23 protein-coding genes are annotated in these 22,488 nt (G+C 64.7%); 13 read left to right on the plus strand and 10 right to left on the minus strand.

The window, feature by feature from the left end; translation table 11 throughout:
* Positions 1–292 precede the first annotated feature (292 nt).
* The 3 genes from F8237_RS17335 to F8237_RS17345 form a co-directional block, all read right to left on the minus strand.
* Positions 293–1,255 (minus strand): acetyl-CoA carboxylase carboxyltransferase subunit alpha, encoded by a 963-nt coding sequence (locus tag F8237_RS17335; RefSeq protein ID WP_151646502.1) that lies wholly within the window; start codon positions 1,253–1,255, stop codon positions 293–295.
* A 175-nt stretch (positions 1,256–1,430) separates the two neighbouring features.
* Entirely contained in the window at positions 1,431–2,390 is a 960-nt protein-coding gene (gene xerD / locus F8237_RS17340) for a site-specific tyrosine recombinase XerD (protein WP_151646504.1), read from the minus strand.
* Between the two features lie 17 nt (positions 2,391–2,407).
* Positions 2,408–2,554 carry a hypothetical protein gene (locus F8237_RS17345; RefSeq protein ID WP_014439243.1) on the minus strand — a complete coding sequence of 49 codons (147 nt, stop codon included), beginning with the start codon at positions 2,552–2,554 and terminating at the stop codon, positions 2,408–2,410.
* A 182-nt stretch (positions 2,555–2,736) separates the two neighbouring features.
* On the opposite strand from F8237_RS17345, the gene F8237_RS17350 reads away from it, so the two are divergent.
* The 3 genes from F8237_RS17350 to F8237_RS17360 all read left to right on the plus strand — a co-directional run bounded on the left by F8237_RS17350 (position 2,737) and on the right by F8237_RS17360 (position 5,904).
* Positions 2,737–3,360 (plus strand): shikimate kinase, encoded by a 624-nt coding sequence (locus F8237_RS17350; RefSeq protein ID WP_151646506.1) that lies wholly within the window; start codon positions 2,737–2,739, stop codon positions 3,358–3,360.
* Entirely contained in the window at positions 3,357–4,505 is a 1,149-nt protein-coding gene (gene aroB / locus F8237_RS17355) for a 3-dehydroquinate synthase (protein ID WP_151646508.1), read from the plus strand. The genes F8237_RS17350 and aroB overlap by 4 nt, the downstream gene beginning before the upstream one ends.
* Positions 4,506–4,599: 94 nt before the next feature.
* Positions 4,600–5,904, plus strand: a complete 1,305-nt coding sequence (locus F8237_RS17360) for an HlyC/CorC family transporter (RefSeq protein WP_151646510.1) — start codon at positions 4,600–4,602, stop codon at positions 5,902–5,904.
* A 119-nt stretch (positions 5,905–6,023) separates the two neighbouring features.
* Here the strand turns inward: F8237_RS17360 and F8237_RS17365 are convergent, their stop codons facing one another.
* Positions 6,024–6,293, minus strand: a complete 270-nt coding sequence (locus F8237_RS17365; protein ID WP_151646512.1) for a BolA family protein — start codon at positions 6,291–6,293, stop codon at positions 6,024–6,026.
* 137 nt (positions 6,294–6,430) lie between these two features.
* Between F8237_RS17365 and F8237_RS17370 the strand changes: the two genes are divergently transcribed.
* Positions 6,431–7,066 (plus strand): J domain-containing protein, encoded by a 636-nt coding sequence (locus F8237_RS17370; protein WP_151646514.1) that lies wholly within the window; start codon positions 6,431–6,433, stop codon positions 7,064–7,066.
* Between the two features lie 235 nt (positions 7,067–7,301).
* On the opposite strand, the gene F8237_RS17375 is transcribed toward F8237_RS17370, so the two are convergent.
* Entirely contained in the window at positions 7,302–8,396 is a 1,095-nt protein-coding gene (locus F8237_RS17375) for a citrate synthase/methylcitrate synthase (protein WP_151646515.1), read from the minus strand.
* A gap of 80 nt (positions 8,397–8,476) precedes the next feature.
* Here F8237_RS17375 and F8237_RS17380 point away from each other — a divergent pair, with 80 nt between their 5' ends.
* Positions 8,477–9,706 (plus strand): citrate synthase family protein, encoded by a 1,230-nt coding sequence (locus tag F8237_RS17380; protein WP_151646517.1) that lies wholly within the window; start codon positions 8,477–8,479, stop codon positions 9,704–9,706.
* Positions 9,707–9,860: 154 nt separating this feature from the next.
* Here F8237_RS17380 and F8237_RS17385 read toward each other — a convergent pair whose 3' ends face one another.
* Positions 9,861–10,520: a DedA family protein gene (locus tag F8237_RS17385; protein ID WP_151646519.1), complete on the minus strand. Its 660-nt coding sequence runs from the start codon at positions 10,518–10,520 to the stop codon at positions 9,861–9,863.
* A gap of 310 nt (positions 10,521–10,830) precedes the next feature.
* Here F8237_RS17385 and cobS point away from each other — a divergent pair, with 310 nt between their 5' ends.
* From cobS to F8237_RS17410, 5 genes are all read left to right on the plus strand, one after another.
* Positions 10,831–11,814: a cobaltochelatase subunit CobS gene (gene cobS, locus F8237_RS17390; RefSeq protein ID WP_374761633.1), complete on the plus strand. Its 984-nt coding sequence runs from the start codon at positions 10,831–10,833 to the stop codon at positions 11,812–11,814.
* Positions 11,815–11,993: 179 nt separating this feature from the next.
* Positions 11,994–13,895, plus strand: coding sequence for a cobaltochelatase subunit CobT (gene cobT / locus F8237_RS17395; protein ID WP_151646523.1), 1,902 nt, complete (start codon positions 11,994–11,996; stop codon positions 13,893–13,895).
* The gene (locus tag F8237_RS17400; protein WP_151646525.1) at positions 13,892–14,974 is read left to right on the plus strand and encodes an esterase-like activity of phytase family protein; all 1,083 of its coding nucleotides are present in this window, start codon (positions 13,892–13,894) and stop codon (positions 14,972–14,974) included. The genes cobT and F8237_RS17400 overlap by 4 nt, the downstream gene beginning before the upstream one ends.
* A 303-nt stretch (positions 14,975–15,277) precedes the next feature.
* Positions 15,278–16,390, plus strand: a complete 1,113-nt coding sequence (locus F8237_RS17405; RefSeq protein ID WP_151646527.1) for an NADH:flavin oxidoreductase/NADH oxidase — start codon at positions 15,278–15,280, stop codon at positions 16,388–16,390.
* 321 nt (positions 16,391–16,711) lie between these two features.
* Positions 16,712–17,119, plus strand: coding sequence for a hypothetical protein (locus F8237_RS17410; protein WP_151646529.1), 408 nt, complete (start codon positions 16,712–16,714; stop codon positions 17,117–17,119).
* A gap of 184 nt (positions 17,120–17,303) precedes the next feature.
* Here F8237_RS17410 and F8237_RS17415 read toward each other — a convergent pair whose 3' ends face one another.
* The 3 genes from F8237_RS17415 to F8237_RS37230 form a co-directional block, all read right to left on the minus strand.
* Complete coding sequence (locus F8237_RS17415; RefSeq protein WP_162006093.1) at positions 17,304–17,549, minus strand: PilZ domain-containing protein; 246 nt, start codon at positions 17,547–17,549, stop codon at positions 17,304–17,306.
* 314 nt (positions 17,550–17,863) lie between these two features.
* Positions 17,864–19,189, minus strand: coding sequence for a DUF2235 domain-containing protein (locus tag F8237_RS17420; RefSeq protein WP_151646533.1), 1,326 nt, complete (start codon positions 19,187–19,189; stop codon positions 17,864–17,866).
* Between the two features lie 251 nt (positions 19,190–19,440).
* Positions 19,441–19,572, minus strand: a complete 132-nt coding sequence (locus tag F8237_RS37230; RefSeq protein WP_259174463.1) for a hypothetical protein — start codon at positions 19,570–19,572, stop codon at positions 19,441–19,443.
* A gap of 186 nt (positions 19,573–19,758) precedes the next feature.
* On the opposite strand from F8237_RS37230, the gene F8237_RS17425 reads away from it, so the two are divergent.
* The 3 genes from F8237_RS17425 to F8237_RS17435 all read left to right on the plus strand — a co-directional run bounded on the left by F8237_RS17425 (position 19,759) and on the right by F8237_RS17435 (position 20,773).
* Entirely contained in the window at positions 19,759–20,040 is a 282-nt protein-coding gene (locus F8237_RS17425) for a hypothetical protein (protein WP_151646535.1), read from the plus strand.
* The gene (locus F8237_RS17430; RefSeq protein WP_151646537.1) at positions 20,033–20,329 is read left to right on the plus strand and encodes a hypothetical protein; all 297 of its coding nucleotides are present in this window, start codon (positions 20,033–20,035) and stop codon (positions 20,327–20,329) included. Before F8237_RS17425 ends, F8237_RS17430 begins: the two co-directional genes overlap by 8 nt.
* A gap of 165 nt (positions 20,330–20,494) precedes the next feature.
* The gene (locus tag F8237_RS17435) at positions 20,495–20,773 is read left to right on the plus strand and encodes a DUF1488 family protein (protein WP_151646539.1); all 279 of its coding nucleotides are present in this window, start codon (positions 20,495–20,497) and stop codon (positions 20,771–20,773) included.
* A gap of 87 nt (positions 20,774–20,860) precedes the next feature.
* Here F8237_RS17435 and F8237_RS17440 read toward each other — a convergent pair whose 3' ends face one another.
* Positions 20,861–22,486 (minus strand): DNA recombination protein RmuC, encoded by a 1,626-nt coding sequence (locus F8237_RS17440; protein WP_201280127.1) that lies wholly within the window; start codon positions 22,484–22,486, stop codon positions 20,861–20,863.
* Positions 22,487–22,488 lie beyond the last annotated feature (2 nt).

Genomic DNA, 22,488 nt, shown 5'->3' on the forward strand with positions numbered 1-22,488 from the left:
CCACGCTCCAGCGCTTATGCCCTGAAGCCATTGATTAAAATTCTAACCTCTGGGTCATGTGGTCGCAACCCGAGCGGGGATCACGAGCCCGTTGGCCCAGTGGCATGGTCAACGAAGACTAAATGGACGCGACTTCAGGCTTTACTTGGGCCTATGGGCCCTAACCGAACTGAGATCGCTGATTTGGGCAAAAAAAGGGTTAACGCGGGGTTACTGGGGGCAGCTGAGTAGGGTGGGTTACGCCTACGGCTAACCCACCCTACGTAGCGGCAAACGACCAAAATCGTCCGAATCAGCCCAGTTTCCGGCCGATATCGAGGAATTTCTGCCGCCGCTGCTTGCGGATGGCGTCGCCGTCGAGGCCGCGGAGCTCGTCGAAAGCCTTGGCGATGGCGTCGCCCGTGGTTGCGATCATGGCGGCGGGGTCGCGGTGGGCGCCGCCGACCGGCTCCTTCAGGATGCTGTCGATCACCCCGAACCGGAGCATGTCCTGGGCGGTGATCTTCATGTTGTTGGCGGCTTCCTGCGCCTTGCTGCCGTCGCGCCAGAGGATCGAGGATGCCGCTTCCGGCGAGATCACGCTGTAGATCGCGTGCTCCAGCATCAGGACCCTGTTGGCGGTGGTAATGGCGATGGCGCCGCCCGACATGCCTTCGCCGGTGATGATGGCGATGTTCGGCACGGTCAGCGCCATGCAGGCATCGGTCGAGCGCGCGATCGCCTCGGCCTGGCCGCGCTCCTCCGCCCCGATGCCGGGATAGGCGCCGGCGGAATCGGCCAGCGACAGCACCGGCAGGCCGAACCGCTCGGCCATCTCCATCAGCCGCACGCATTTGCGATAGCCCTCGGGCCGCGCCATGCCGAAATTATGCTTGATGCGGCTCTCGGTGGAATCGCCCTTTTCCTGGCCCATCACGCAGATGGCCTCGCCGCGGAAGCGGCCGAAGCCGGCGACCAGCGCCTCGTCCTCGCCGAACTTGCGGTCGCCGGCGAGCGGGGTGAATTCGGTGATCAGGCCCTTGATGAAATCGTTGAAATGCGGCCGCTGCGGATGCCGCGCAACCAGCGTCTTCTGCCACGGCGTCAGGTTCGCATAGAGGTCGGCCAGCGCCTGCGCCGCCTTGTCCTCGATCCGCCCGATCTCCTCGCCGATGTCGCTGCCGGAGGCAGCCAAAGTGCGCAGTTCGTCGAGCTTGGAATCGAGCTCGGCGACGGGCTTTTCGAAGTCGAGATAGCTGCGCATCTGGTCTGGCATCAACTCTATATAGGGGGACGGGGCGAGAGAGCGAAGCGAGGTTGGGGTCGCGGAAAGAAGTGTAGCGTCTTCAATGAGTTGGCTTGTGGGCTCTGGGGAGCCAGCCAAATCATGCGTGAGGCCACGGCTCTTTCTGCGGAGATGTGGCCGAAGTCAAGGCGGTTTCGCCCACCCGTTACTTCTCCGCCAGCGGGTGCAGGTCGCGCACCAGGCTCTTCAGCCGCTCCTCGACCACATGGGTGTAGATCTGCGTGGTCGAGATGTCGGTGTGGCCGAGCAGGGTCTGCACGATGCGCAGGTCGGCGCCGTTGTGCAGGAGATGGCTGGCGAAGGCGTGGCGCAGCACGTGCGGGGACACCAGCCGGGCCTGCAGCCCGGAGGCGACCGCGAGCTCCTTCAAGTCGCGGGCAAAGTGCTGCCGCGTCAGATGTCCGCTCTCGCCGAACGAGGGGAACAGCCATTTCGAGGCGGCGAGGCTGTCCTTCTTCTTCTCCGTCTTCGCGGCTTCCGTTGCGCTGAGATAATCCGCCATCGCCTGCCGCGAGGCTTCGTTGAGCGGCACCAGGCGTTCCTTGTCGCCCTTGCCGCGGACCACGATCATGCGGGCGTCGCGCTTGGCCGCCGTGCGCGGCAGCGCCACCAGTTCGGAGACGCGCAGACCCGTGGCGTAGAGCACCTCGAGCAGGCAATAGAGCCTTAAAGCCCGCAGTCGCTGCGCCGGCGAGGCCTCCGCCGCCTCGCTCAATTCCTTGGCGCGGCGGAGCATGCGGTCGACATCCGCGATCGACAGCACCTTTGGCAGGCCGCGGCCGCGCTTGGGGCCGGACAGGATCGCGGCGGGATCCTCGCTGCGAATGCGCTCGTTCAGTAGAAAGCGGTAGAGATGCCGCATCGCCGACAGCCGCCGCGCGACGCTGGTGGATTTGAAGCCGCGCGTGTCGAGATCGGCGAGATAGTCGCGCAGCGTTTGCGTCTCGGCATCGACAAAGCTGTGGCCGTCGCGGCCGAGAAACTCGGAGAAATCGGTGAGGTCGCGGCGGTAGGCATCGAGCGTATTGGGCCCCGCGCCCTGTTCCGCCGCGAGCATGTCGAGGAACAGGCCGGTGAGCTTGGCATCTGAGGGCTTTGCGCGCATGCCCAGGAAGCTAGCCCCTATTTCTTGAGAAACTTATCCGGCGGGATCGTCACCGTCATTTCCCGCGACTTCGGGCTGACGAAGTTCGCCAGCGCGAAGACCACGCCATAGACGATGCCGGCGATCACGGCGACGACCGTCAGGAAGCGGAACAGGCTGGGCATCGTGCAGGGTCTCGGTAAGGCTCTTGGTAAGGTTCTTGGCGGGCAAATAAACCAATGAAATCATCCAACATGTTCGCCGTTTCGTGGCAAGAGTCCTCTGGCGAGGCCCCCTGCGGGGTCGTATAGGTGGCGAAAGGATGCCGCCTTTGGCGGCAGGTTGAGCGAGATCCAGAGCGAGTTTCATGTCCGACGCCGCGTTGCCGATCCAAGCTGCGCCTGAGGCCGACATCCTGTCGGCGCTCGGGTCGCGCTCGATCGTGCTGGTCGGCATGATGGGGGTGGGAAAATCCACCATCGGCCGCCGCCTGGCTCTCAGGCTCAAGCTGCCTTTCGTCGATGCCGACACCGAGATCGAGGCGGCGGCCGGCATGACCATACCTGAAATCTTCGAGCGTCATGGCGAGCCGCATTTCCGCGACGGCGAGGCCCGGGTGATCGCGCGCCTGCTCGACGGCGGGCCGATCGTGCTGGCGACCGGCGGCGGTGCCTTCATGCGCGAGGAGACGCGCAGCCGCATCGCGGCGAAGGCGATCTCGGTCTGGCTCAAGGCCGATCACGACGTCATCATGCGCCGCGTGCGCCGCCGCGCCGACCGTCCGCTGCTTCAAACCGCCGATCCCGAAGGAACCGTCACGCGCCTGCTCACCGAGCGCGAACCGGTCTATGGCAAGGCCGACCTCACCATCGCCTCGCGCGACGTGCCGCACGACAAGATCGTCGAGGAGTGCATCGAGACGCTGCGCGCCCATCTGTGCGGCGAGCAGGCCGCCCAACCACCTGCCGACGTCGCGAGTGCCGTACGATGACCGCCCCCTTGAAACATTCCACCCCTGTCAACGTCGACGTCGCCCTCGGCGACCGCGCCTATGACATCGTCATCGGCCGCGGCGTGCTGTCGTCGCTCGGCGAACGGGTCGCCGCGTTGCGACCCGGCGTGCGCACTGCGATCGTCACGGATCGCACCGTCGCCAAGCATTGGCTGGAGCCGACCGAAGCCTCGCTCGCAGCGAGCGGCATCCCGACCTCGCGCATCGTCGTCGAGGAAGGCGAGATCTCCAAGACCTATGCCGGCCTGGAAAAGGTCAGCGAGGCCCTGATCGCCGCCAGGATCGAGCGCAACGATCTCGTCATCGCGCTCGGCGGCGGCGTGGTCGGCGATCTCGCCGGCTTTGCGGCGGCGATCCTGCGCCGCGGCGTCGATTTCGTGCAGGTGCCGACCTCGCTGCTGGCGCAGGTCGATTCCTCCGTCGGCGGCAAGACCGGCATCAACTCGCCGCAGGGCAAGAATCTGCTCGGTGCCTTCCACCAGCCGATGCTGGTCATCGCCGACACGGCCGTGCTCGACACGCTGTCGCCGCGACAGTTCCGTGCGGGCTACGCCGAGGTCGCCAAATACGGCGTGCTTGGCGATGAGGCCTTCTTCAGCTGGCTGGAGAAGAACCATTCCGACATCTTCAAGGGCGGTCCGGGCCGCGAGCATGCGATCGCGACCTCCTGCCGCGCCAAGGCCGGGGTGGTCTCGCGCGACGAGCGCGAAACTGGCGAGCGCGCGCTGCTCAATCTCGGTCACACTTTCGGTCACGCGCTGGAGGCCGCGACCGGCTTCTCCGATCGTCTGTTCCACGGCGAGGGCGTTTCGATCGGCATGACGCTGGCGGCGCAGTTCTCGGCCAGGCTCGGCATGATGGGCGAAGCCGATGCGGCGCGCGTCGAGCGGCACCTCGTTGAAGCCGGCCTGCCGACGCGCCTGCAGGACATCGCCGGCTTCACGCAGGAAGGGCTCGCCGATGCCGACGCGCTGATGGCGTTGATGGCACAGGACAAGAAGGTCAAGCGCGGCAAGCTCACCTTCATCCTGCTGGAGGCCGTGGGCCGCGCCGTCATCGCCAAGGATGTCGAGCCGGCGCCGGTGCGCGATTTCCTGCAGGAGAAGCTTGCGCAAAAGGCGTGACGCGCGGCTGAACTGAATTTCGCCAAAGCGTTTTCGAGCGAAGTGGGTACCGGTTCGCGCCAGGAAAACGCGTCAAGAGTAACTAGAGTGGTGCATGGACTGGCTCGGCTTCACCATCGTCATCATCTGCCTGCTGGTCTCGGGCTTCTTCGCCGCGAGCGAGACCGCGCTGACCGGCGCCTCGCGCGCCAGCATGTTGCGGCTCTCCAAGCAGGGCAACCGCGATGCCGACGTGGTCTCGCAGCTGCTCGACATGCGCGAACGCCTGATCGGCGCGCTGCTGCTCGGCAACAACATCGCCAATATCAGCGCGTCCGCGCTTGCGACCTCCATCTTCACGGCCTGGTTCGGCGATGTCGGCGTGCTCTATGCGACCGGGTTGATGACCGCCCTGGTCGTGATCTTCGCGGAAGTGCTGCCCAAGACCATCGCCATCAACGCGCCGGACCGCATGGCGCTCGCGGTCGCACGTCCGATGCGGCTGACGATGTACGTGCTGGGTCCGCTGCTCAAGATCGTCGAAGTCATCGTGCGCGTGCTGATGCGGCTGTTCGGCCTTGCCGGCGAGCATCAGGCGATCCTGTCGCCGACCGAACGCCTGCGCGGCGCGGTCGATCTGCTGCATCACGAGGGCAAGGTCGAGAAGCAGGACCGCGACATGCTCGGCGGCCTGCTGGACCTGCGCGAGCTCCAGGTCTCCGACGTCATGATCCATCGCACCGAGATGATGATGATCAACGCCGATCTGCCGGCGGAGGAGCTGGTGCGCGAGGTGCTGGCGACCGAATACACCCGCATCCCGCTCTGGCGCGAGAAGCCGGAAAACATCATCGGCGTGCTCCACGCCAAGGATCTCTTGCGCGCGATCCGCGCCTCCGACGGCGACACCTCGCGCATCGACGTCTCCACCATCGCGCTGCCGCCCTGGTTCGTGCCGGAGATGCGCCCGGTGTCCGAGCAGTTGAAGGCGTTCCGCCGCCGCAAAACCCATTTCGCGCTCGTCGTCGACGAGTACGGCGAAGTTGAAGGTCTGGTGACGCTGGAAGACATTCTGGAAGAGATCGTCGGCGATATCTCCGACGAGCACGATGTCGTCGTTGCCGGCGTGCGCGCCCAGCCGGATGGCTCGGTCGTGGTCGACGGCTCGGTGCCGATCCGCGATCTCAATCGTGCCATGGACTGGCACCTGCCCGACGAAGAGGCAACCACGGTCGCCGGCCTCGTCATTCACGAGGCGCGCTCGATCCCCGATCGCGGCCAGAGTTTCACCTTCCACGGCTTCCGCTTCCGCGTCCTCCGCCGCGAACGCAACCGCATCACCGCGCTCCGTATTTCACCGGTGCCGCGCGAGGCGGAGACGGAAGGGGCCAGGCCGAAGCGGGCCGGGACGTCGTTTTAGCCGCCTGAACAGGTGTCGTCGCCCGCGCAGGCGGGCGATCCAGTACGCCGCAGCCGCTCGGCTCTAGCCGCGCTGTCACGGAGTACTGGATGCCCCGCCTTCGCGGGGCATGACAGCGGTTAGCCTTCCCCCGGCGCTTGCGCATGGATCGCGAGCGCGTGCACGCTGCCGGAGAGTTCCGCGGCCAGCGCCGAATTTATCATGCGGTGGCGATCGACCCGGCTCTTCCCTTTGAAGGCTCCAGACACGATATAAACGCGAAAGTGCGTCTCGCCGCTCGGCCGATGGCCGGCATGGCCCTCATGCAAATGTGACTCGTCGACGACCTCGATGCTTTCCGGGGTGAAAGCTTCCCGCAACTTGTTGCTGATAGTGTCTTTCATAACCATGCGTGCCTCTCCTACGCGTCTCGGTGCCCCGTCAATGCCTGCTCGACGACGCCAAAGTGAAAGCTTTGGCTATGGGGTGGTCGCTAATTGCAATGTCAAGACTTGAAGGTTTTGGCATTGCGTAGTCAAAGTCAGCCATGCCGATCGATTCATCAAAGTTCTTCGACTCCATCCGCGTCAAGCCGAAAGGCAAGCAGGCGGAGGTGAAGCCGCGCGACACCGTGGTCAATTGCGAATGGACCGGGTGTCAGAACAAGGGCGCCCATCGCGCGCCCAAGGGCCGCGAGAATTCGCGCGAGTACTGGCATTTCTGCCTGAACCACGTGCGCGAGTACAACCAGAACTACAATTTCTTCTCCGGCATGAATGCCGACGCCGTTGCGCGCTACCAGAAGGACGCGCTGACCGGCCACCGTCCGACCTGGAAGATGGGCGCCAATGGCGGCGTCAAGAAGGGCGCCGAAGCCGAGATCGACGGCGCCTTCGATCCGTTCAGCATGTTCCAGGAGCTCAACGGCCGCTCCGGGTGGCGCGCCGGCCCGCAGGCCGCGCCCAAGGCCGAGACGCGAAAGATCATGAACGCCGAGCGCAAGGCGCTCCAGGTCATGGGCCTCGGCCCCAGCGCCACGCTCGCCGACGTCAAGAGCAAGTACAAGGCGCTGGTGAAGCAGCACCACCCCGACGCCAATGGCGGCGACCGCTCCACCGAAGACCGCCTGATCGAGATCATCAAGGCCTATAATTATCTGAAGACGGTGGTGCGGGAGGCCTAGGGCCTCTTGCCGCAACCAGCGCTGCACCCTGGGTGTCGTCCCGGACAAGCGAAGCGCAGATCCGGGATCCATAACCACAGGGTTGGGTTTGGCGAAGACTCGCAGTGAAAAGTCATCGCGCGGTACAAGCACCGCCTCTCATCGATAAATCACGCGGTATGGGTCCCGGCCTTCGCCGGGACGACAGCGGAACGGATAGCTCCGTCGCCGCGCCTCACTGTGCATCCGTGATTCCTCACCCCTCCGGCATCGCTCCCACATACGACGAGCTCGGCCGGATCAATCGTCCCGTCCGCTGCTGCTCGCGTGCATGCGCGGTCCACCCTGCTGCGCGCGCCACCGCGAAGATCGGCGTGAAGGCCTGCCTTGGAATGGCCAGCGCATCGAGCAGGATCGCGGTGAAGAACTCCACATTGGTCTCCAGCGGCCGCTCCGGATTCTTCTTCCGCAAGGCGCTGCGGATATAGGCCTCGACCTCGCCGGCAAACGGCAGGTCGGCTCCATCAGAGGCGAGCGCCTCGATCGCGGTCTTGAGCACATCCGCGCGCGGATCGCGCACGCGGTAGACGCGATGGCCAAAGCCCATTAACCGCTCGCCGCGTGCCAGCGCCGCATCAACCCAGGGCTGGATACGCTCGCGCGAGCCGATGGCATCGAGCATTTCCAGCACCGGCTCCGGCGCGCCGCCATGCAGCGGACCCGTCAGCGCGCAATAACCTGCGGTCACGGCGGCGAACAGATCGGCCTGCGTCGAGGCTACCACGCGCGCGGTGAAGGTCGAGGCGTTCATGCCGTGGTCGCTGGCGGTGACGAGATAGGCGTCGAGTGCGGTCACCTCGCGCGTTTCAGGCACGCGCCCATGCAGCATCCGGAGCGTATCGGCGGCATGGCTCGCGCTCGGATCGGGCGCGACCGGATCGAGACCCCTGGTGCGGCGGACCAGCGCGCCCGCGATCACCGGAAACGCGCCGACGATGGTTGCTTCATGCTCCAGCCCGTGCTCGGCGCGAAGTCCGGCGACGGCTGCACGAAACCCGTCGACGATGCCCATGCTGGCGGTCGCCGCCAGCAGCTCCGGCAGGCGTGCGAAGGCGCGCGCGCGAGCTGCGCCCAGGCTGGCCCGCACATCGGCTTCGCTGAGATTGGTTTTGCTGGCGCCGTTCCAGAGCCGGGCAGTGACGCCCTCGAAGCTCGATGTGGCGGCGAGGCGTCCGACATGCTCGCCGGCGATGATCAGCTCGCCGCGCTCGCCATCGACATTGCTGAGCACGGTCTCGGCCGCGGAAATGCCGTCCAGCCCGGTCTGGCTTTTGGTGAGGTGGATGTTCATGGCCCAAATCTCCTTTGCACTGCACCAAGGAAAATTCGAGTCTCTCGACAGATTGATCAATCTTGATTACATAAATCAATATGAAAAATTCCAGTGAGCTCTACCTCTCCGCCCGGGAAGCCGCGGCCGAGCTCGCGATCTCGCCGGCGACCCTCTACGCCTATGTCAGCCGCGGCCTGATCCGCTCCGAGCCGACGCCGGACTCCCGCAAGAACCGCTACCGCGCCGAGGACGTCCGCGCGCTGAAGGAGCGCCGCGTGCCGTCGCCGGAGCCGCGCGGCCTGCGCAGCTTCGATGCCGATTTGCCGGTGATGGATACGGAGATCTCGACCATCACCGAGGACGGCGCGATCTACCGCGGCGTCAATTGCATCGATCTCGCCGAGAACGACACGCTGGAGCACACCGCGACGCTGCTCTGGGACGTCTCCGGCGTCGATCCCTTCGCGCCGGACAATCAGCCCGAGATCTCCGACGAGATGCGCACGATTGCGGAAGCCGCGCGCCACGCAGCGCCAATCGACCGCGCCATCGCCGTGCTGGCGCTTGCCGCGAGCGCCGATCCCCGCGCCTTCACCCGCGCGCACGATGGCCGCGCGCTGGTCGGCGGACGCATCGTCCGGCTGCTGGTGGCGACCATGCTCAACGCCGCGCCGTCGGCCGCGCCGCTGCACCAGCAGATCGCGATGGCCTGGGCGCCTGACAACAAGCATGCGGGCGATCTCATCCGCCGCGCACTGGTGCTGCTTGCCGATCACGAACTGAATGCCTCGACCTTCACCGCGCGCTGCGCGGCCTCGACCGGCCTCAACCTCTATGACTCCGTGATCGCAGGCCTAGCCGCGCTGAAAGGGCCGAAGCACGGCGGCGCCGGCGTGCTGGCCTCGCAACTCGTCAAGGCGTTGGTGGACCGCGACGTCGAGCCGCTGGTGCGCGAGCGTGTCGCGCTCGGCGAGCGTTTTGCCGGCTTCGGCCACGGCGTCTACAAGCGCGGCGATCCCCGCGCGCAGTCGCTGCTGAACGCGCTCGCGCGCGCCGGCGCGCCGCGAAAATTCACGCGCGAAGTGCCGGAGCGGATCGTCGAGGCGACCGGCGAGCTCGTCAATATCGACTACGCGCTCGCGGTGCTCGTGCACGCGCTGCGCCTGCCGGCGGGCAGCGAGCTCGCGCTGTTCGCGATGGCCCGCAGCGTCGGCTGGATTGCGCACGCGAGCGAGCAGTTGCAGTTCGGCAAGCTGATCCGCCCGCGGGCGCGCTATGTGGGACCTGCGCCGGGGCGGAGAGGGACGGCTACCGCTTTCAAGAGCTAAGGAGTGCCGCCCCTGGCTGCCAAGTGCAACGCGAAGGGGGTGGCCCCTCCGTCGTCCCACCCCCGAAAGCTGCAAGATTTTGGGAGCCTTGCGAATTGAACGGCCGCAGCGAACAGCGACGAACGTCGCCGTTGTAGGAATTTCCCCAACGGGGCTAAGCTCGCGGCTTTGCTTCCGCGACGACGCCATTCTGCCGACGGCGATAGTACCAGACCCCCAGGCCGCCGATGATCGCGACGCCGACCACGGTCAGGATCCAGATGTGCTTGCCGACATGCTGGTGGTGCGGCAGCCCGGCATATTCGTGCAGGGCCGACACCGCCAGAACGCCTGGCAGCACATGCGCCGGCGCCCATACCAGGATCGCGGGCAGGTTCACCGCATAGAACCTGGCGGGCGCCATCCCGAGCGCGCCGGCGGTCACGGGCACGAAGGCGCGGATCGGCGGCACGAAGCGGGCGAAGAACACGGCCCAGGTGCCGAAGCGGTTGAAGAAGCTCTCGCTCTCGGCGACCACGCGCGGATAATTCGTCAGCGGCCATGCGTTGAGGATCTCGCGCTGGCGCCGGTGCCCGATCCAGTAGGCCGAGCCGTCACCCAGCACCGCGCCGAGCGCGGCGGCCAGCAGCACCCATTGAAGCTTCAATTCCCCGCCCGGAATCAGGGCGCTCAGTGCCAGGATGAGGGTCGAGCCGGGGATCACCGATCCCACCACTGGAACGGCCTCGAGAAGCGCTGCCAGGAACAGGGTCAGATAGGCCAGCCACGCATGGGCCGAAACGAAGGCTATGAGGGGATCGAGAAAGGACGTCACGTCGTCTCTATGTTGGCGGCGGGCATGGCTTCAGACCCTAGATAAGTAAGGAGCGGGGGTAAAAGTGCCATTCGCGTGGGCAATCGCGCGCCAGGGCGTGAAATTCGAGCGTGATTCGCAGGGCAGCCTTCCAAAAATCGCGTTCCTTGCCTATCTCAATGAAAAGACAACGGAACTTTGATTGAGGGGCGGGCTTCTGCCGGCCCGTTGTCTCTGATAGGTTGATTTTCAGCACCCAGCCGCAGCCAACGTGCGAATAACCGGTTTCGGGACCGCCCGGGACCTCGGAGGATTGATGACGACCGCCGCCATGTCCAAAGTTGAGGAAGTTTCCGGTCTGCCCGACATGAAGGTGTCGGTGCGCCAGGTGTTCGGGATCGACAGCGATCTCGAAGTGCCGGCCTATTCCGCAGTCGATCCTCATGTGCCTGAAGTCGATTCCGACTACCGCTTCGACCGCGCCACCACGCTTGCCATTCTCGCCGGTTTCGCCCGCAACCGCCGCGTGATGGTGACCGGCTATCACGGCACCGGCAAATCCACCCATATCGAGCAGGTCGCGGCGCGCCTGAACTGGCCCTGCGTCCGCGTCAACCTCGACAGCCATATCAGCCGTATCGACCTCGTCGGCAAGGACTCGATCGTGGTCCGCGACGGCAAGCAGGTCACCGAATTCCGCGACGGCATCCTGCCCTGGGCGCTGCAGCACAACGTCGCGCTGGTGTTCGACGAATACGATGCCGGCCGCCCGGACGTGATGTTCGTGATCCAGCGCGTGCTCGAGGTCTCGGGCCGCCTGACGCTGCTCGACCAGAACAAGGTGATCAAGCCGCACCCGTCGTTCCGTCTGTTCGCGACCGCCAACACGGTCGGTCTCGGCGACACGTCGGGCCTCTATCACGGCACCCAACAGATCAACCAGGGCCAGATGGACCGCTGGTCGATCGTCACCACGCTGAATTACCTCAGCCACGACGAGGAAGTGGAGATCGTGCTGGCCAAGGCCAAGCACTATCGCAATCAGGAAGGCCGCGACATCGTCAACAAGATGGTGCGTCTTGCCGATCTCACCCGTAACGCCTTCGCCAACGGCGACCTGTCGACGGTGATGAGCCCGCGCACGGTGATCACCTGGGCCGAGAACGCCGACATCTTCGGCGATATCGGCTTCGCGTTCCGTGTCACCTTCCTCAACAAGTGCGACGAGCTCGAGCGTCCGCTGGTTGCCGAATTCTATCAGCGCTGCTTCAACGCGGAGCTGCCGGAATCCTCGGTGAATGTGGCGCTGAGCTAAGGTTCGAGATGTCGTCCCGGACAAGCGCCAGCGCAGATCCGGGACCCCGGCGCGAGCGCTTCCGCTCGTCGCGAACCACAGGCCGTGGCTATCGCGAAGATCGGGGCCGTCAGTGTGCTCACTAACTGCTCCCTGTGGCTATGGGTCCCCGCCTTCGCGGGGACGACGGTGAGATCCAGATGACCACCTCCAACAGCAAGTTCCGCAACACCAAGGAAGCCCCGACCGAGCCGTTCAAGCGGTCGGTCGCGGCCTGCCTCAAGGCGATCGCGAAATCGCCCGAGCTCGAGGTCAGCTTCGCCGCCGAGCGGCCGGGCCTCGCGCCCGGCAAGGCGCGGCTGCCGGAGCCGGCGCGAAAGATGACCAAGCGTGATGCCGCGATCGTGCGCGGACACGCCGATTCCATCGCGCTCAAGCTCGCCTGTCACGATGCAAAGCTGCATCGCAAGCTGATGCCCGGCAATCCGCAGGCGCGCGGCGTGTTCGAGGCGGTGGAGCAGGCCCGGGTCGAGGCGATCGGCGCGCGCCGCATGGCCGGCGTTGCCAAAAACCTCACCGCGATGCTCGACGACCATTTCCATCGCGGCAAGTTCGACGAGATCACCGACCGGGCCGACGCGCCGCTCGCCGACGCGCTGGCGATGCTGGTGCGCGAGCGCCTGACCGGCCTGGCGCCGCCGACGGCTGCGAAAAAGGTGGTCGATCTCTGGCGGCCGATCCTCGAAGACAAGATCGGCAAGCGGCTCGACCGGCTCGACACCCTGGTCGAGGACCAGACCAAGTTCGGCGATGCCGTGCATGATCTCTTGACGGCGCTCGAGCTCAGCGACGAACGCAACGTCGACAGCGAAGACAATGAGGACAACGACGAGAACCAGGACGGCGACAACGACCAGTCCGGCGCGGAAGGCTCGCCCGATTCCGACGCCGCCCAGGAGATGAGCGCGGACCAGGCGCAAGCCTCATCAGAGGAGATGAGCGACAGCGCGATGGAAAGCGCGCAGGCCTCGACCTCCGACACGTTCGACGACGGCGAGCTCGGCGACGACGAGACGCCTGGCGAGGCGACCCGTCCGAACTCGCACGGCAAGAACGAGCCGCGCGGGCCGGAGTACCACGCCTTCGCGCCGAAATTCGACGAGGTCATCGCGGCGGAAGACCTCTGCGACCATGACGAGCTGGAGCGCCTGCGCGCCTATCTCGACAAGCAGCTCGCGCATCTGCAGGGCATCGTCGCGCGCCTTGCCAACCGGTTGCAGCGCAAGCTGATGGCGCAGCAGAACCGCGCCTGGGAGTTCGATCTCGAAGAGGGCATTCTGGATCCCGCGCGGCTGTCGCGCGTGGTGACGGATCCGCATCATCCGCTGTCCTTCATGCACGAGAAGGAGGCGACCTTCCGCGACACCGTGGTGACGCTGCTGCTCGACAATTCCGGCTCGATGCGCGGACGCCCCATTACGGTGGCCGCGACCTGCGCCGACATCCTCGCGCGCACGCTGGAGCGTTGCGGCGTCAAGGTCGAGATTCTGGGCTTCACCACCCGCGCCTGGAAGGGCGGGCAGTCGCGCGAGGCGTGGCTTGCGGCCGGCAAGCCGGCCAATCCCGGCCGCCTCAACGACCTCCGCCACATCATCTACAAGTCCGCAGACGCGCCCTGGCGCCGTGCGCGGAAGAATCTCGGCCTGATGATGCGCGAGGGCCTGCTGAAGGAGAACATCGACGGCGAGGCGCTCGACTGGGCGCACAAGCGCCTGCTCGGCCGTCCCGAGCAGCGCAAGATCCTGATGATGATCTCCGACGGTGCGCCGGTCGACGATTCCACGCTGTCGGTCAATCCTGGCAACTATCTCGAGCGGCACCTGCGCCACATCATCGAGGAGATCGAGACCCGCTCGCCGGTCGAGCTGATCGCGATCGGCATCGGCCATGACGTGACGCGCTATTATCGCCGCGCGGTGACGATCGTGGACGCGGAAGAACTCGGCGGCGCCATCACCGAGAAGCTGGCCGAGCTGTTCAGCGAGACCAACACCGCGCCGACGCAACCGGCCGGCCGCCCGCGACGCAAACTGCATTCGTGAGCACCCATCGATCCCGCCGCAGCTTCCTTGGTCACGCGGCGGCGGGATTTTCCACTCTCGCACTCTCCCGGCTGGCGCAAGCTCAGGTTACGACCGAGCCGCCGCCGCGCGTCCCGCAGATCGAGCACGCCGTCACCGAGCCGGTCAGCGTCGAGGTCAACGCGCGGCCGATTCCCCATTTCGAGCCGCGCGACCGTTCGCGCGTGCGTTTCGGCTCATTGCAATATCGCAGCGGCCTGGTGCTGACCTCGCCCTATCGCGGCTTCGGCGGCCTGTCCGGAATCCGGCTCGACGCGAAGGGCGAGCGCTTCCTCGCGATCTCCGACCAGGGCGGCTGGTTCACCGGGAGCATCCGCTATTCCGGCGGCAAGATGGTCGGGCTCGACGATGTCGAGGCCGCGCCGGTGCTGGGGCCTGAGGGCCGGCCGATCACGGAAAAGCGCCTGTGGTACGACACCGAGTCGCTCGCGCGCGACGGCTCGACCGTTTATGTCGGGCTCGAGCGCGTCAACCAGATCATGCGCTTCGATTTCGCCAAGGGCGGCACTCGCGCCCGCGGCGAGGTGATCCCGTCGCCGGCGGCGATACGCAAGCTGCCGAGCAACAAGGGGCTCGAAGCGCTGGTGTTCGTGCCGAAAGGCAAGGACCAGAACCAGCCGCTGGCAGGCACGCTGATCGCGTTCTCCGAGCGCGGGCTGGACGCCGACGGCAATCTGGTCGCCTTCCTGATCGGCGGCTCCACGCCGGGCCAGTTCAGCGTTCGCCGCATCGACAAGTTCGACATCAGCGATGCGGTGCTGCTGCCCTCTGGCGAGCTGCTCATCCTCGAACGCAAATTCTCCTGGTTCACCGGCGTCAACATCCGCATCCGCTCGATTCCCCTGAAATCGATCGCGCCGAACGCGCTGGTCGACGGTCCCGCGCTGTTCAACGCCGATCTCGGTCACGAGATCGACAACATGGAAGGCATCGACGCCCACGTCACGCCGGAGGGCGAGACCGTGCTGACGCTGATCTCCGACGACAATTTCTCGCTGCTCCAGCGCACGCTGCTGCTGCAGTTCACGCTGGTGGAGTAGGGCCACGTCGTCGCGACATTCTCCGCTGTCGTCCCGGCGAAGGCCGGGACCCATAACCACAGGGAGCAGTTGTGGAGCGAGTTGGTCACTCCGAGTCTTCGCCAAACCACTCCCTGTGGCTATGGTCCCGGATCTGCGCTTCGCTTGTCCGGGACGACAGCTGAAGCCGCCGCGCGATCCCGTGATCACATGGCCACGCAATGCATCCCCCGCGCGCTGCCATGCCGCTCGCGCAACTGGCAATCCGCTCGTGCCTCACTACACTCCTCCCCATTGCCCCCTCTCATCCTCCGGAACCCCCGCATGAGCGCCCTGTTTTCCCCGATCAAGCTGCGCGGCCTGACCTTGAAGAACCGTCTCGTGGTGTCGCCGATGTGCCAGTATTCGGCCGATGACGGCGTTCCCACCGACTGGCACTTCACCCACATCAACAATCTGGCGCTGTCGGGCGCCGCGATGTTCTGCATCGAGGCGACCCATGTCGAGGCGATCGGCCGCATCACGCCGGGCTGCCTTGGGCTGTACAGCGACGCCGCCGAGGCCGCGCTGAAGCAGATCCTCACCTCGGTGCGAAAGTATTCCTCCACGGCGATTGCGATGCAGCTCGCCCATGCCGGCCGCAAGGCTTCCAGCGCACGGCCCTGGGACGGCGGCCAGCTGATCCCCGAGAGCGCGGGCGGCTGGCAGACGGTGGCGCCGTCGGCGCTGCCGCACAAGGACGGCGAGGCCGCGCCGCTGGCGCTCGATGCCGCGGGCCTGAAGCGCATCCGCGACGCCTTCGTCGACAGCGCCAGGCGGGCCGCGCGGCTCGGCATCGACGCCATCGAGCTGCATGGCGCGCACGGTTATCTGCTGCACCAGTTCCTGTCGCCGATCTCCAACAAGCGCACCGACGAATATGGCGGTTCGCTCGAGAACCGCATGCGCTTTCCGCTCGAAGTCTACGACGCGGTGCGCGCGGTGTTCCCGCACGACAAGCCGATCGGCATGCGCGTGTCGTCGACCGACTGGGTCGAGGGCGGCTGGGATTTGGCGCAGACCATTGAATTTTCCAATGCGCTGAAGGCGCGCGGCGTCGACTGGATCGATGCCTCCTCCGGCGGCGTCTCGCCGCTGCAGAAGATCACGCTCGGCCCCGGCTACCAGGTGCAATTTGCCGACGCCATCAAGCGCGAGACCGGATTGCCGACCATCGCCGTCGGCCTGATCACGGAAGGCAAGCACGCCGAAGAGATCGTCGCGAGCGGCAAGGCCGACATGGTCGCGCTCGCCCGCGGCATGCTCTACGACCCGCGCTGGGGCTGGCATGCCGCCGCCGAACTCGGCGGCGAGGTCGAAGCCCCGCCGCAATACTGGCGCTCGCAGCCCTCGACGCAGAAGGCGCTGTTCGGCAAGACCACGTTCGGGGCGAGGTAAGGGCGAAGCGCATGAGATGCGATGGCGTTGCGGCAATCACCGCTGTCGTCCCGGACAAGCGAAGCGCAGATCCGGGACCCATACCGCGTGATCTCACGATGGCGCGCGGTGTAGTTTGACAACTTAACCAAGAGTCTTCGCCAAACTGCGCCCTGTGGTTATGGATCCCGGATCTGCGCTTCGCTTGTCCGGGACGACAGCGGAATGCGCGGCGCACGCTCTCGCCTTCCAGCCCCTCACGCATCCGTAAATCCCCTTAGCTTCCACCCCCCGCGAAACTGGCCTAACCTCCTTGCACTCGCGGCAATACGGAGGCTGGCCATGCGGTTTCGGGTTCGGAAGGCTGCCCACGTTTTCGAACGCGTGGGTCTTGCGGTCGCGGGAGCGGCGTGCGGTCTGTTCGTCGGCGCCTATGTCGGCTCGGCGTTCGCCGTGCTCACCACGCAGGGCTTTCTGCTGATGATGATGGTGCTCGGCTTCGTCGGCTTCTATCTCGGCATCGACACGCCGCAGCTTCCCTTCGACGAGGCGCACAGCCACATCGACGCCGCGGAATTGCTGAGCTCGGCCGGCACGCTGTGCGCGACCTTCGCCGCGTTCGCCTCCGTTGCCGTCATCGTGCTGCGGCTCGAGCCGCACAGCGCGCTGACCTGGCTCGTCCTGATCGGCTGGATCGGCGGCGTCGCGATGCAGATCGTGGCCGGCGCCAAGGCGCGGATGCGGAAGTAGCTTTCTTCCTTCTCCCCTTGTGGGAGAAAGTGGCGCGTAGCGCCGGATGAGGGGTCTATCTCCGCGAATTCGGCTGCGAAAGATGAGATTGAGGAGGCAGACCCCTCACCCGTCTCGCCGCCATGCGGCGAGCCACCCTCTCCCACAAGGGGAGAGGGTCATACGGCTGACCTTGCTCGCTAGTCTAGAACACCACGCCGACCCGCGTGCCGCGCTTCCAGGCGATGCGGCAGCGCTTCCTGGTGTTGACGTGCAAGAGCTCGAACCGGTCGGGAATCTTGACCTGGCCGCCGAGATCGACGCAAGCCCCGCCCGGCGAATAATCGACAAGCGTGCAGATGATCACCGGCGCGCTCTTGTCGGTGATGATCTTGGCCTGGCGGGACACCAGGCCTGCCGGTTTGACGCGGGCATGTCGGCGCGGATGCATTGGCACTCTCCTCCAATTCCGCGGATCGCGGCGGGCTTGAGGGCGATGATGCGGGGCAGATGATGCGATCCGGCTAAAGCGGGGGTGAGAATTTTAATGAAAAGTGACGGCGAAGCGTGAAAGTTGGAGGAAGCGGGCCCCAATCCCGCTGTCGTCCCTGCGAACGCAGGGACCCATACCGCGTGACCTTTCGATTGCGGGCGGCGGCAGTCCCGGACGACGAATCTTCGCCAAACGACGCCTTGTGGTGATGGGTCCCTGCGTTCGCAGGGACGACGCCGGTGGCTCGCAATGACGAGTGGTGAGAGCCCCCATCACCCCGTCACGATCTCATCCGACTCCGCTCCCGCGCCCGCATGCGGCCCCACCGGCATCGGGACCGTCTGATACGTCTTCGGCAGATTCACCGGCCGATAGTCCGGGTCCAATTCCATCCGCTTCACCACGCTCTCGTGCACATGCGCGCCTTCGGGGATCACGCGCGGCTCGCAATCGGGGATGTAGAAGCCCAAAAACACCTTCCGCTCCGGCCATTCCTTGTACTTCGCGCTCTTCGGAACATATTCCAGCACGCGCCAGGCCGCGTTCATCGAATTGTGCAATTGGCCCGTCGTTCCCGTGTATTCAGGCGGGACATATTTGAACGGCGAGTTCTTGCGCTGCACGCCCCAGGCAAGCTGGTTCACCGTGCGCGGGTTGAAGTTCAGCCCGGCCTTCGCCGCCTCGTCGATCATCCACACCAGCGGATATTTCGACTCCCCGCTCTCGGCCTCCGGATAGCCGCCGCCGACGTCGCAATGCACGCCGGCGAACCACACCTGCATGATGTCCTGCGGCTGCTTCCTGTCGTCGGGCACGAAGCGGTTGCTCCAGAACTCCTGCGGCTCGCGCCATTGCTTGAGGCGGAACATGCAGCGCCGCTCGTCGATCGCGATCGCCTGCCGGAAGATGTTGACGCTGGGATTGCGCAGCGTGAAGGCCAGCTCCTCGAAGCTCGGCCAGTACAGCCGGTCGGCGCGCGGAACGATCACGCTCGCCACGGTGTCCCAGACGCCGATGAAATGGATGGTCGGCCAGCGCGAGGAGGTGATGCGCGCGAACTGCGCGGCGAGATCGAACTTGTCCTTGGGCAGCGGCCCGTCGTCGTCGAAGCCGGAATCCGTGAGGGCGGCGAGGTCGTTGCCGCGCCCGGAGCCGGAATATTGCTTGTAGGAGATCAGGCCCGAGCCTGCGAGGTTGGCCTGCTCCGGCGAGATCAGGCCGATCTTGTGGATCAGCCCCGCCAGCACCCGCACGGTATAGGCGCCGCGCGAAAAACCGAACAGATAGATCCTGTCGCCGGGCGCGTAATGCTCGACCAGGAAGCAATAGGCTGACAGCACGTTGTCATCGAGCCCGTAGCCGGTGGCGAGCCCCAGCACCAGATTGACGTTGGCCTTGAGCCGGTGCCACGTCGTCGGCTCCGTCACCGTGCCGACGCCGGGATCGTAGAACACCATCTGCCGCGGCTGCGTCTTGTCGGTCTTGCGCAGGCAGCGGTACAGCTTCAGGACGTTGGAGATGTTTTCGGAGATCTCGTTGCCGGTGCCGTCACAGCAGATGACGAGGTTCTTCGGCTCGGCTTTGCGCTCGTGCTCCACAGGTCAGCCCCTCCCGGTGATGCGACCCGGGCGAGTATAGCCGAAAAGCGCAGGAGGGAAGAGACGTGTGGCGCGGCGCATCCCCTCTCCCCTTGTGGGAGAGGGTGGCTCGCCGCGAAGCGGCGAGACGGGTGAGGGGTCTCTCTCCGCGCGCGAATCTCCCGCGTCAGAATTTCCGGAGGCAACCCCTCATCCGGCGCTTCGCGCCACCTTCTCCCACAAGGGGAGAAGGGAAGACAGCACGCCTCGCCCTACTTCTTCTTCCCCGACCCGATCTCCGGCTGCCACGCATCCTTGCGGCTCGGTGCCGCGGCGCTCGTCTTGATCTTGTCCTTCTTCGGCTTCTTGGTCTCGCGATTGCTGCGTTGCTGTCCCTTGGCCATGATGTCGGTCTCCTCTAGACGCGCAATGATGCGCCAGCGTACGCCTGCGGTCCGGCGATAGCGAGCGCTAAAGCGGCAGCCTGCGCGCCGGTGCCGCCGAAGAAAGCGTTGGCTATTGCGGCCAAAGGAGCGCATGTTCGTCCCAGCAGCGTCGGTTGGGGCCTGACCAGCGAAAGGGAGGCTTGCATGACCATTCGCTCGCGGCGCGAAACCATTACATTCAGGCATCCGGTCCACATCCGCGGCATCGAACGCGCATTGCCGGCCGGCGCCTATGAGGTCGTCACCGACGAGGAGATGATCGAGGGCCTGTCCTTCGCATCCTGGCGCCGCATCGCCACCATGATCACTGTGCCGTCCGAAGGCGTCAGGGGCGCAACCGAGATGCTGTCGATCGGCTCGGTCGACCTCGCCGATGCGCAGGCGGCCGACGCGCAATCCGAACAGGCAGGCGCCGCCCATGACTGACATCCCGGTCGATCTCGACAAGCATCGCGGCATGGCCGCCCAGAAGGCGACCGATCTGCGCCGCGCGCTGGCCGACGTCGAGAACAACGTCCGCGAGCTGCGCGAGCGCGAGGCTGATCTCGAAAACCGCATGATGTCGGCGCCCGCCACGTCGTGGCCCGAGGCCGCGGTGAAGGCGCGCTATCTGCTCAACCTCTATGCCGCCAGCCTGCCCACCGAAGACACCCGCCACCGCGCGCTGGTGGCCGCCCTGTTCGACGATTTCGCCAAGCTCAGCGGCGACAGCTGAAGCTAGCCGCAAACACATCTGTCGTCCCCGCGAAGGCGGGGACCCATAACCCCAGGGAGCGGTTTGACGCGAAGGCGGTTACTCCGAGTCCCCGTAAACCACTTTTCCCTGTCGTGACGAGTCCCTGCTTCAGCCGGGACGACGCGCGCAGCAAAGGAGTACCCCATGCCCCTCACCACCAGCCGCTTCATCGCCTACGATCAGGACCGCGGCATCGTCCAGTTCTCGATGCAGGACGGCCCCCGGGAATTCGCCTGCGCGATCTCGACCTCCGCCATGGACGACCTCGAACGCGGCCCCCGCGCCAGGCCCAGCGAGCGCGAAGAGCAGTTCATGCGCCTGCGCGAGCGCATCGAAGCCTGCGTGGAGCGGAAGTATCAGGCGACGGAGTTCGAAGGCACGCCGCCGGGGATCGTGCTGCGGAGCATTGATTTTCGGGGGTAGGGGAGAGGCGAGTACGCGGATCGCCAGCGTAGTGTGGCCTGTTCCGGCACTACGCCTATGAAGCGCGAGCTTTCGAGGCTGCTCCTGCTAAGCTTCAGTCTCGACCGATTGCAATTCCTCAATTGCTGATGGTTCAGGCTCGTCTGAGTTTGGCGTCGCCAAAAGTGCGGTCACTTCAATTTCCGGCAGCATCTCTACGGAGCGTAGCTTTCGGTCGATCGCACGCTTCCGAATTGATACCCCATCAATAGTGTTTGAAGCTTCCTGTAGCTTCTTTTGTACTTTATCGATAATCGAACCGTATTTTTCGAATTCGGTCTTTACTGCGCCGAGAATTTGCCAGACTTCGCTAGATCGTTTTTGAATGGCGAGAGTCCTGAAACCCATGCGCAGACTATTCAAAAGTGCAAGCAGGGTTGTAGGTCCAGTTACGAGAATTCGATTCTCGCGCTGGAGAAAGTCTGAAAGGCCGGGTCTTCTGATGACCTCGGCGTACAAGCCTTCCGTAGGTAAAAACATTACCGCAAAGTCGGTGCTAAACGGCGGGTGAATGTATTTTGTCGCGATATCGTTCGCAGCTTGCCGAATACGGGTCTCCAAGGCTTTGCCGGCTAGGTCGACCGTCTCCACATCGCCGCGCTCTGATGCATCCATTAATCGTTCAAAATCTTCGGTCGGAAACTTCGCGTCGATTGGCAGCCAGAGCGGGCCACCTTCGCCACCCGGAAGTCTGATTGAAAACTCGACCCTTTGATTGCTCCCGGGCCTTACTTCGACGTTCTTTTCATACTGATCAGGCGCCATCGCCTGTTCAAGGATGCTAGCTAACGTGACCTCTCCCCAAGTGCCTCTAGCCCTTACATTTGTCATCATGCGCTTGAGGTCGCCGACACCCGTGGCCAAGTTCTGCATCTCTCCTAAGCCGCGAAAGACCTGCTCCAACTGATCGCTGACTTGCTTGAAGCTATTGGTAAGTCGCTGTTCCAAAGTGTCGTGAAGCTTTTCATCGACTGTCGCGCGCATTTGCTCAAGTTTTGCGGCGTTGTCGCTACGGATGACCTCTAGACGAGCTTCTACCGTGGTGCGAATCCCTTCTTGTGCCTTCTCCAGTCTTTCAGTGAGGGAGCCGAGAGTGTCATTGACATTGCCGAGCCGTTCACTCTGCAACTGACTCGATTGGGTAAGCGAGTCATTTACGCTAGTTCCTAGCCGATGGAAGCTGTTACTGAGTTCGTCTTTCAGGATGCGGGCCGTCTCCGCATGTCCCGTTAAGTTCTGCTCAAGCTTCTGTTCGATCATGCCTCGAAGGCTATCTCGATTTGTGACTGCCTCCGATCTCCTTTTCTCGATGTCAGTGTCCAATTTGGAAGCGATGCTATCGGCTCGCAGCTCAATCGATAAAATTCCGCTATCGAGCCGGGTCGAAAACTCCTTAATCTGGTCGTTGATACCTCGTCCAAGGCTGCTAAAGCCAACGATGATCGCTTCCTGAAATTTCGCTAGTAGATTGGCGAGTTCCTCCCTGACGCTCCGTGATTGATCCTCGGTCACTCGGCGAAGGACCTCAGTCTCTTCGCGAAGTAGTCTGCCAAGCGCGGCCAGCGACAATTCTTGAGCCAATCGACGATAAGATAGGTAGCTGAGGAGCGAGAGTACGGCGGCGATCAAGCTAATTCCACATGAAGCTGACAACAACGAAAGGTTCAAATCCATTT

The sequence above is a fragment of the Bradyrhizobium betae genome, from assembly GCF_008932115.1.
Classification (GTDB): Bacteria; Pseudomonadota; Alphaproteobacteria; order Rhizobiales; family Xanthobacteraceae; genus Bradyrhizobium; species Bradyrhizobium betae.

Coding starts and splice junctions, on each gene's coding strand:
- F8237_RS17335 (WP_151646502.1), bottom strand. CDS start 1,255: ATGCCAGACCAGATGCGCAGCTATCTCGACTTCGAAAAGCCCGTCGCC.
- xerD (WP_151646504.1), bottom strand. CDS start 2,390: ATGCGCGCAAAGCCCTCAGATGCCAAGCTCACCGGCCTGTTCCTCGAC.
- F8237_RS17345 (WP_014439243.1), bottom strand. CDS start 2,554: ATGCCCAGCCTGTTCCGCTTCCTGACGGTCGTCGCCGTGATCGCCGGC.
- F8237_RS17350 (WP_151646506.1), top strand. CDS start 2,737: ATGTCCGACGCCGCGTTGCCGATCCAAGCTGCGCCTGAGGCCGACATC.
- aroB (WP_151646508.1), top strand. CDS start 3,357: ATGACCGCCCCCTTGAAACATTCCACCCCTGTCAACGTCGACGTCGCC.
- F8237_RS17360 (WP_151646510.1), top strand. CDS start 4,600: ATGGACTGGCTCGGCTTCACCATCGTCATCATCTGCCTGCTGGTCTCG.
- F8237_RS17365 (WP_151646512.1), bottom strand. CDS start 6,293: ATGGTTATGAAAGACACTATCAGCAACAAGTTGCGGGAAGCTTTCACC.
- F8237_RS17370 (WP_151646514.1), top strand. CDS start 6,431: ATGCCGATCGATTCATCAAAGTTCTTCGACTCCATCCGCGTCAAGCCG.
- F8237_RS17375 (WP_151646515.1), bottom strand. CDS start 8,396: ATGAACATCCACCTCACCAAAAGCCAGACCGGGCTGGACGGCATTTCC.
- F8237_RS17380 (WP_151646517.1), top strand. CDS start 8,477: ATGAAAAATTCCAGTGAGCTCTACCTCTCCGCCCGGGAAGCCGCGGCC.
- cobS (WP_374761633.1), top strand. CDS start 10,831: ATGTCCAAAGTTGAGGAAGTTTCCGGTCTGCCCGACATGAAGGTGTCG.
- cobT (WP_151646523.1), top strand. CDS start 11,994: ATGACCACCTCCAACAGCAAGTTCCGCAACACCAAGGAAGCCCCGACC.
- F8237_RS17405 (WP_151646527.1), top strand. CDS start 15,278: ATGAGCGCCCTGTTTTCCCCGATCAAGCTGCGCGGCCTGACCTTGAAG.
- F8237_RS17410 (WP_151646529.1), top strand. CDS start 16,712: ATGCGGTTTCGGGTTCGGAAGGCTGCCCACGTTTTCGAACGCGTGGGT.
- F8237_RS17415 (WP_162006093.1), bottom strand. CDS start 17,549: ATGCATCCGCGCCGACATGCCCGCGTCAAACCGGCAGGCCTGGTGTCC.
- F8237_RS37230 (WP_259174463.1), bottom strand. CDS start 19,572: ATGGCCAAGGGACAGCAACGCAGCAATCGCGAGACCAAGAAGCCGAAG.
- F8237_RS17425 (WP_151646535.1), top strand. CDS start 19,759: ATGACCATTCGCTCGCGGCGCGAAACCATTACATTCAGGCATCCGGTC.
- F8237_RS17430 (WP_151646537.1), top strand. CDS start 20,033: ATGACTGACATCCCGGTCGATCTCGACAAGCATCGCGGCATGGCCGCC.
- F8237_RS17435 (WP_151646539.1), top strand. CDS start 20,495: ATGCCCCTCACCACCAGCCGCTTCATCGCCTACGATCAGGACCGCGGC.
- F8237_RS17440 (WP_201280127.1), bottom strand. CDS start 22,486: ATGGATTTGAACCTTTCGTTGTTGTCAGCTTCATGTGGAATTAGCTTG.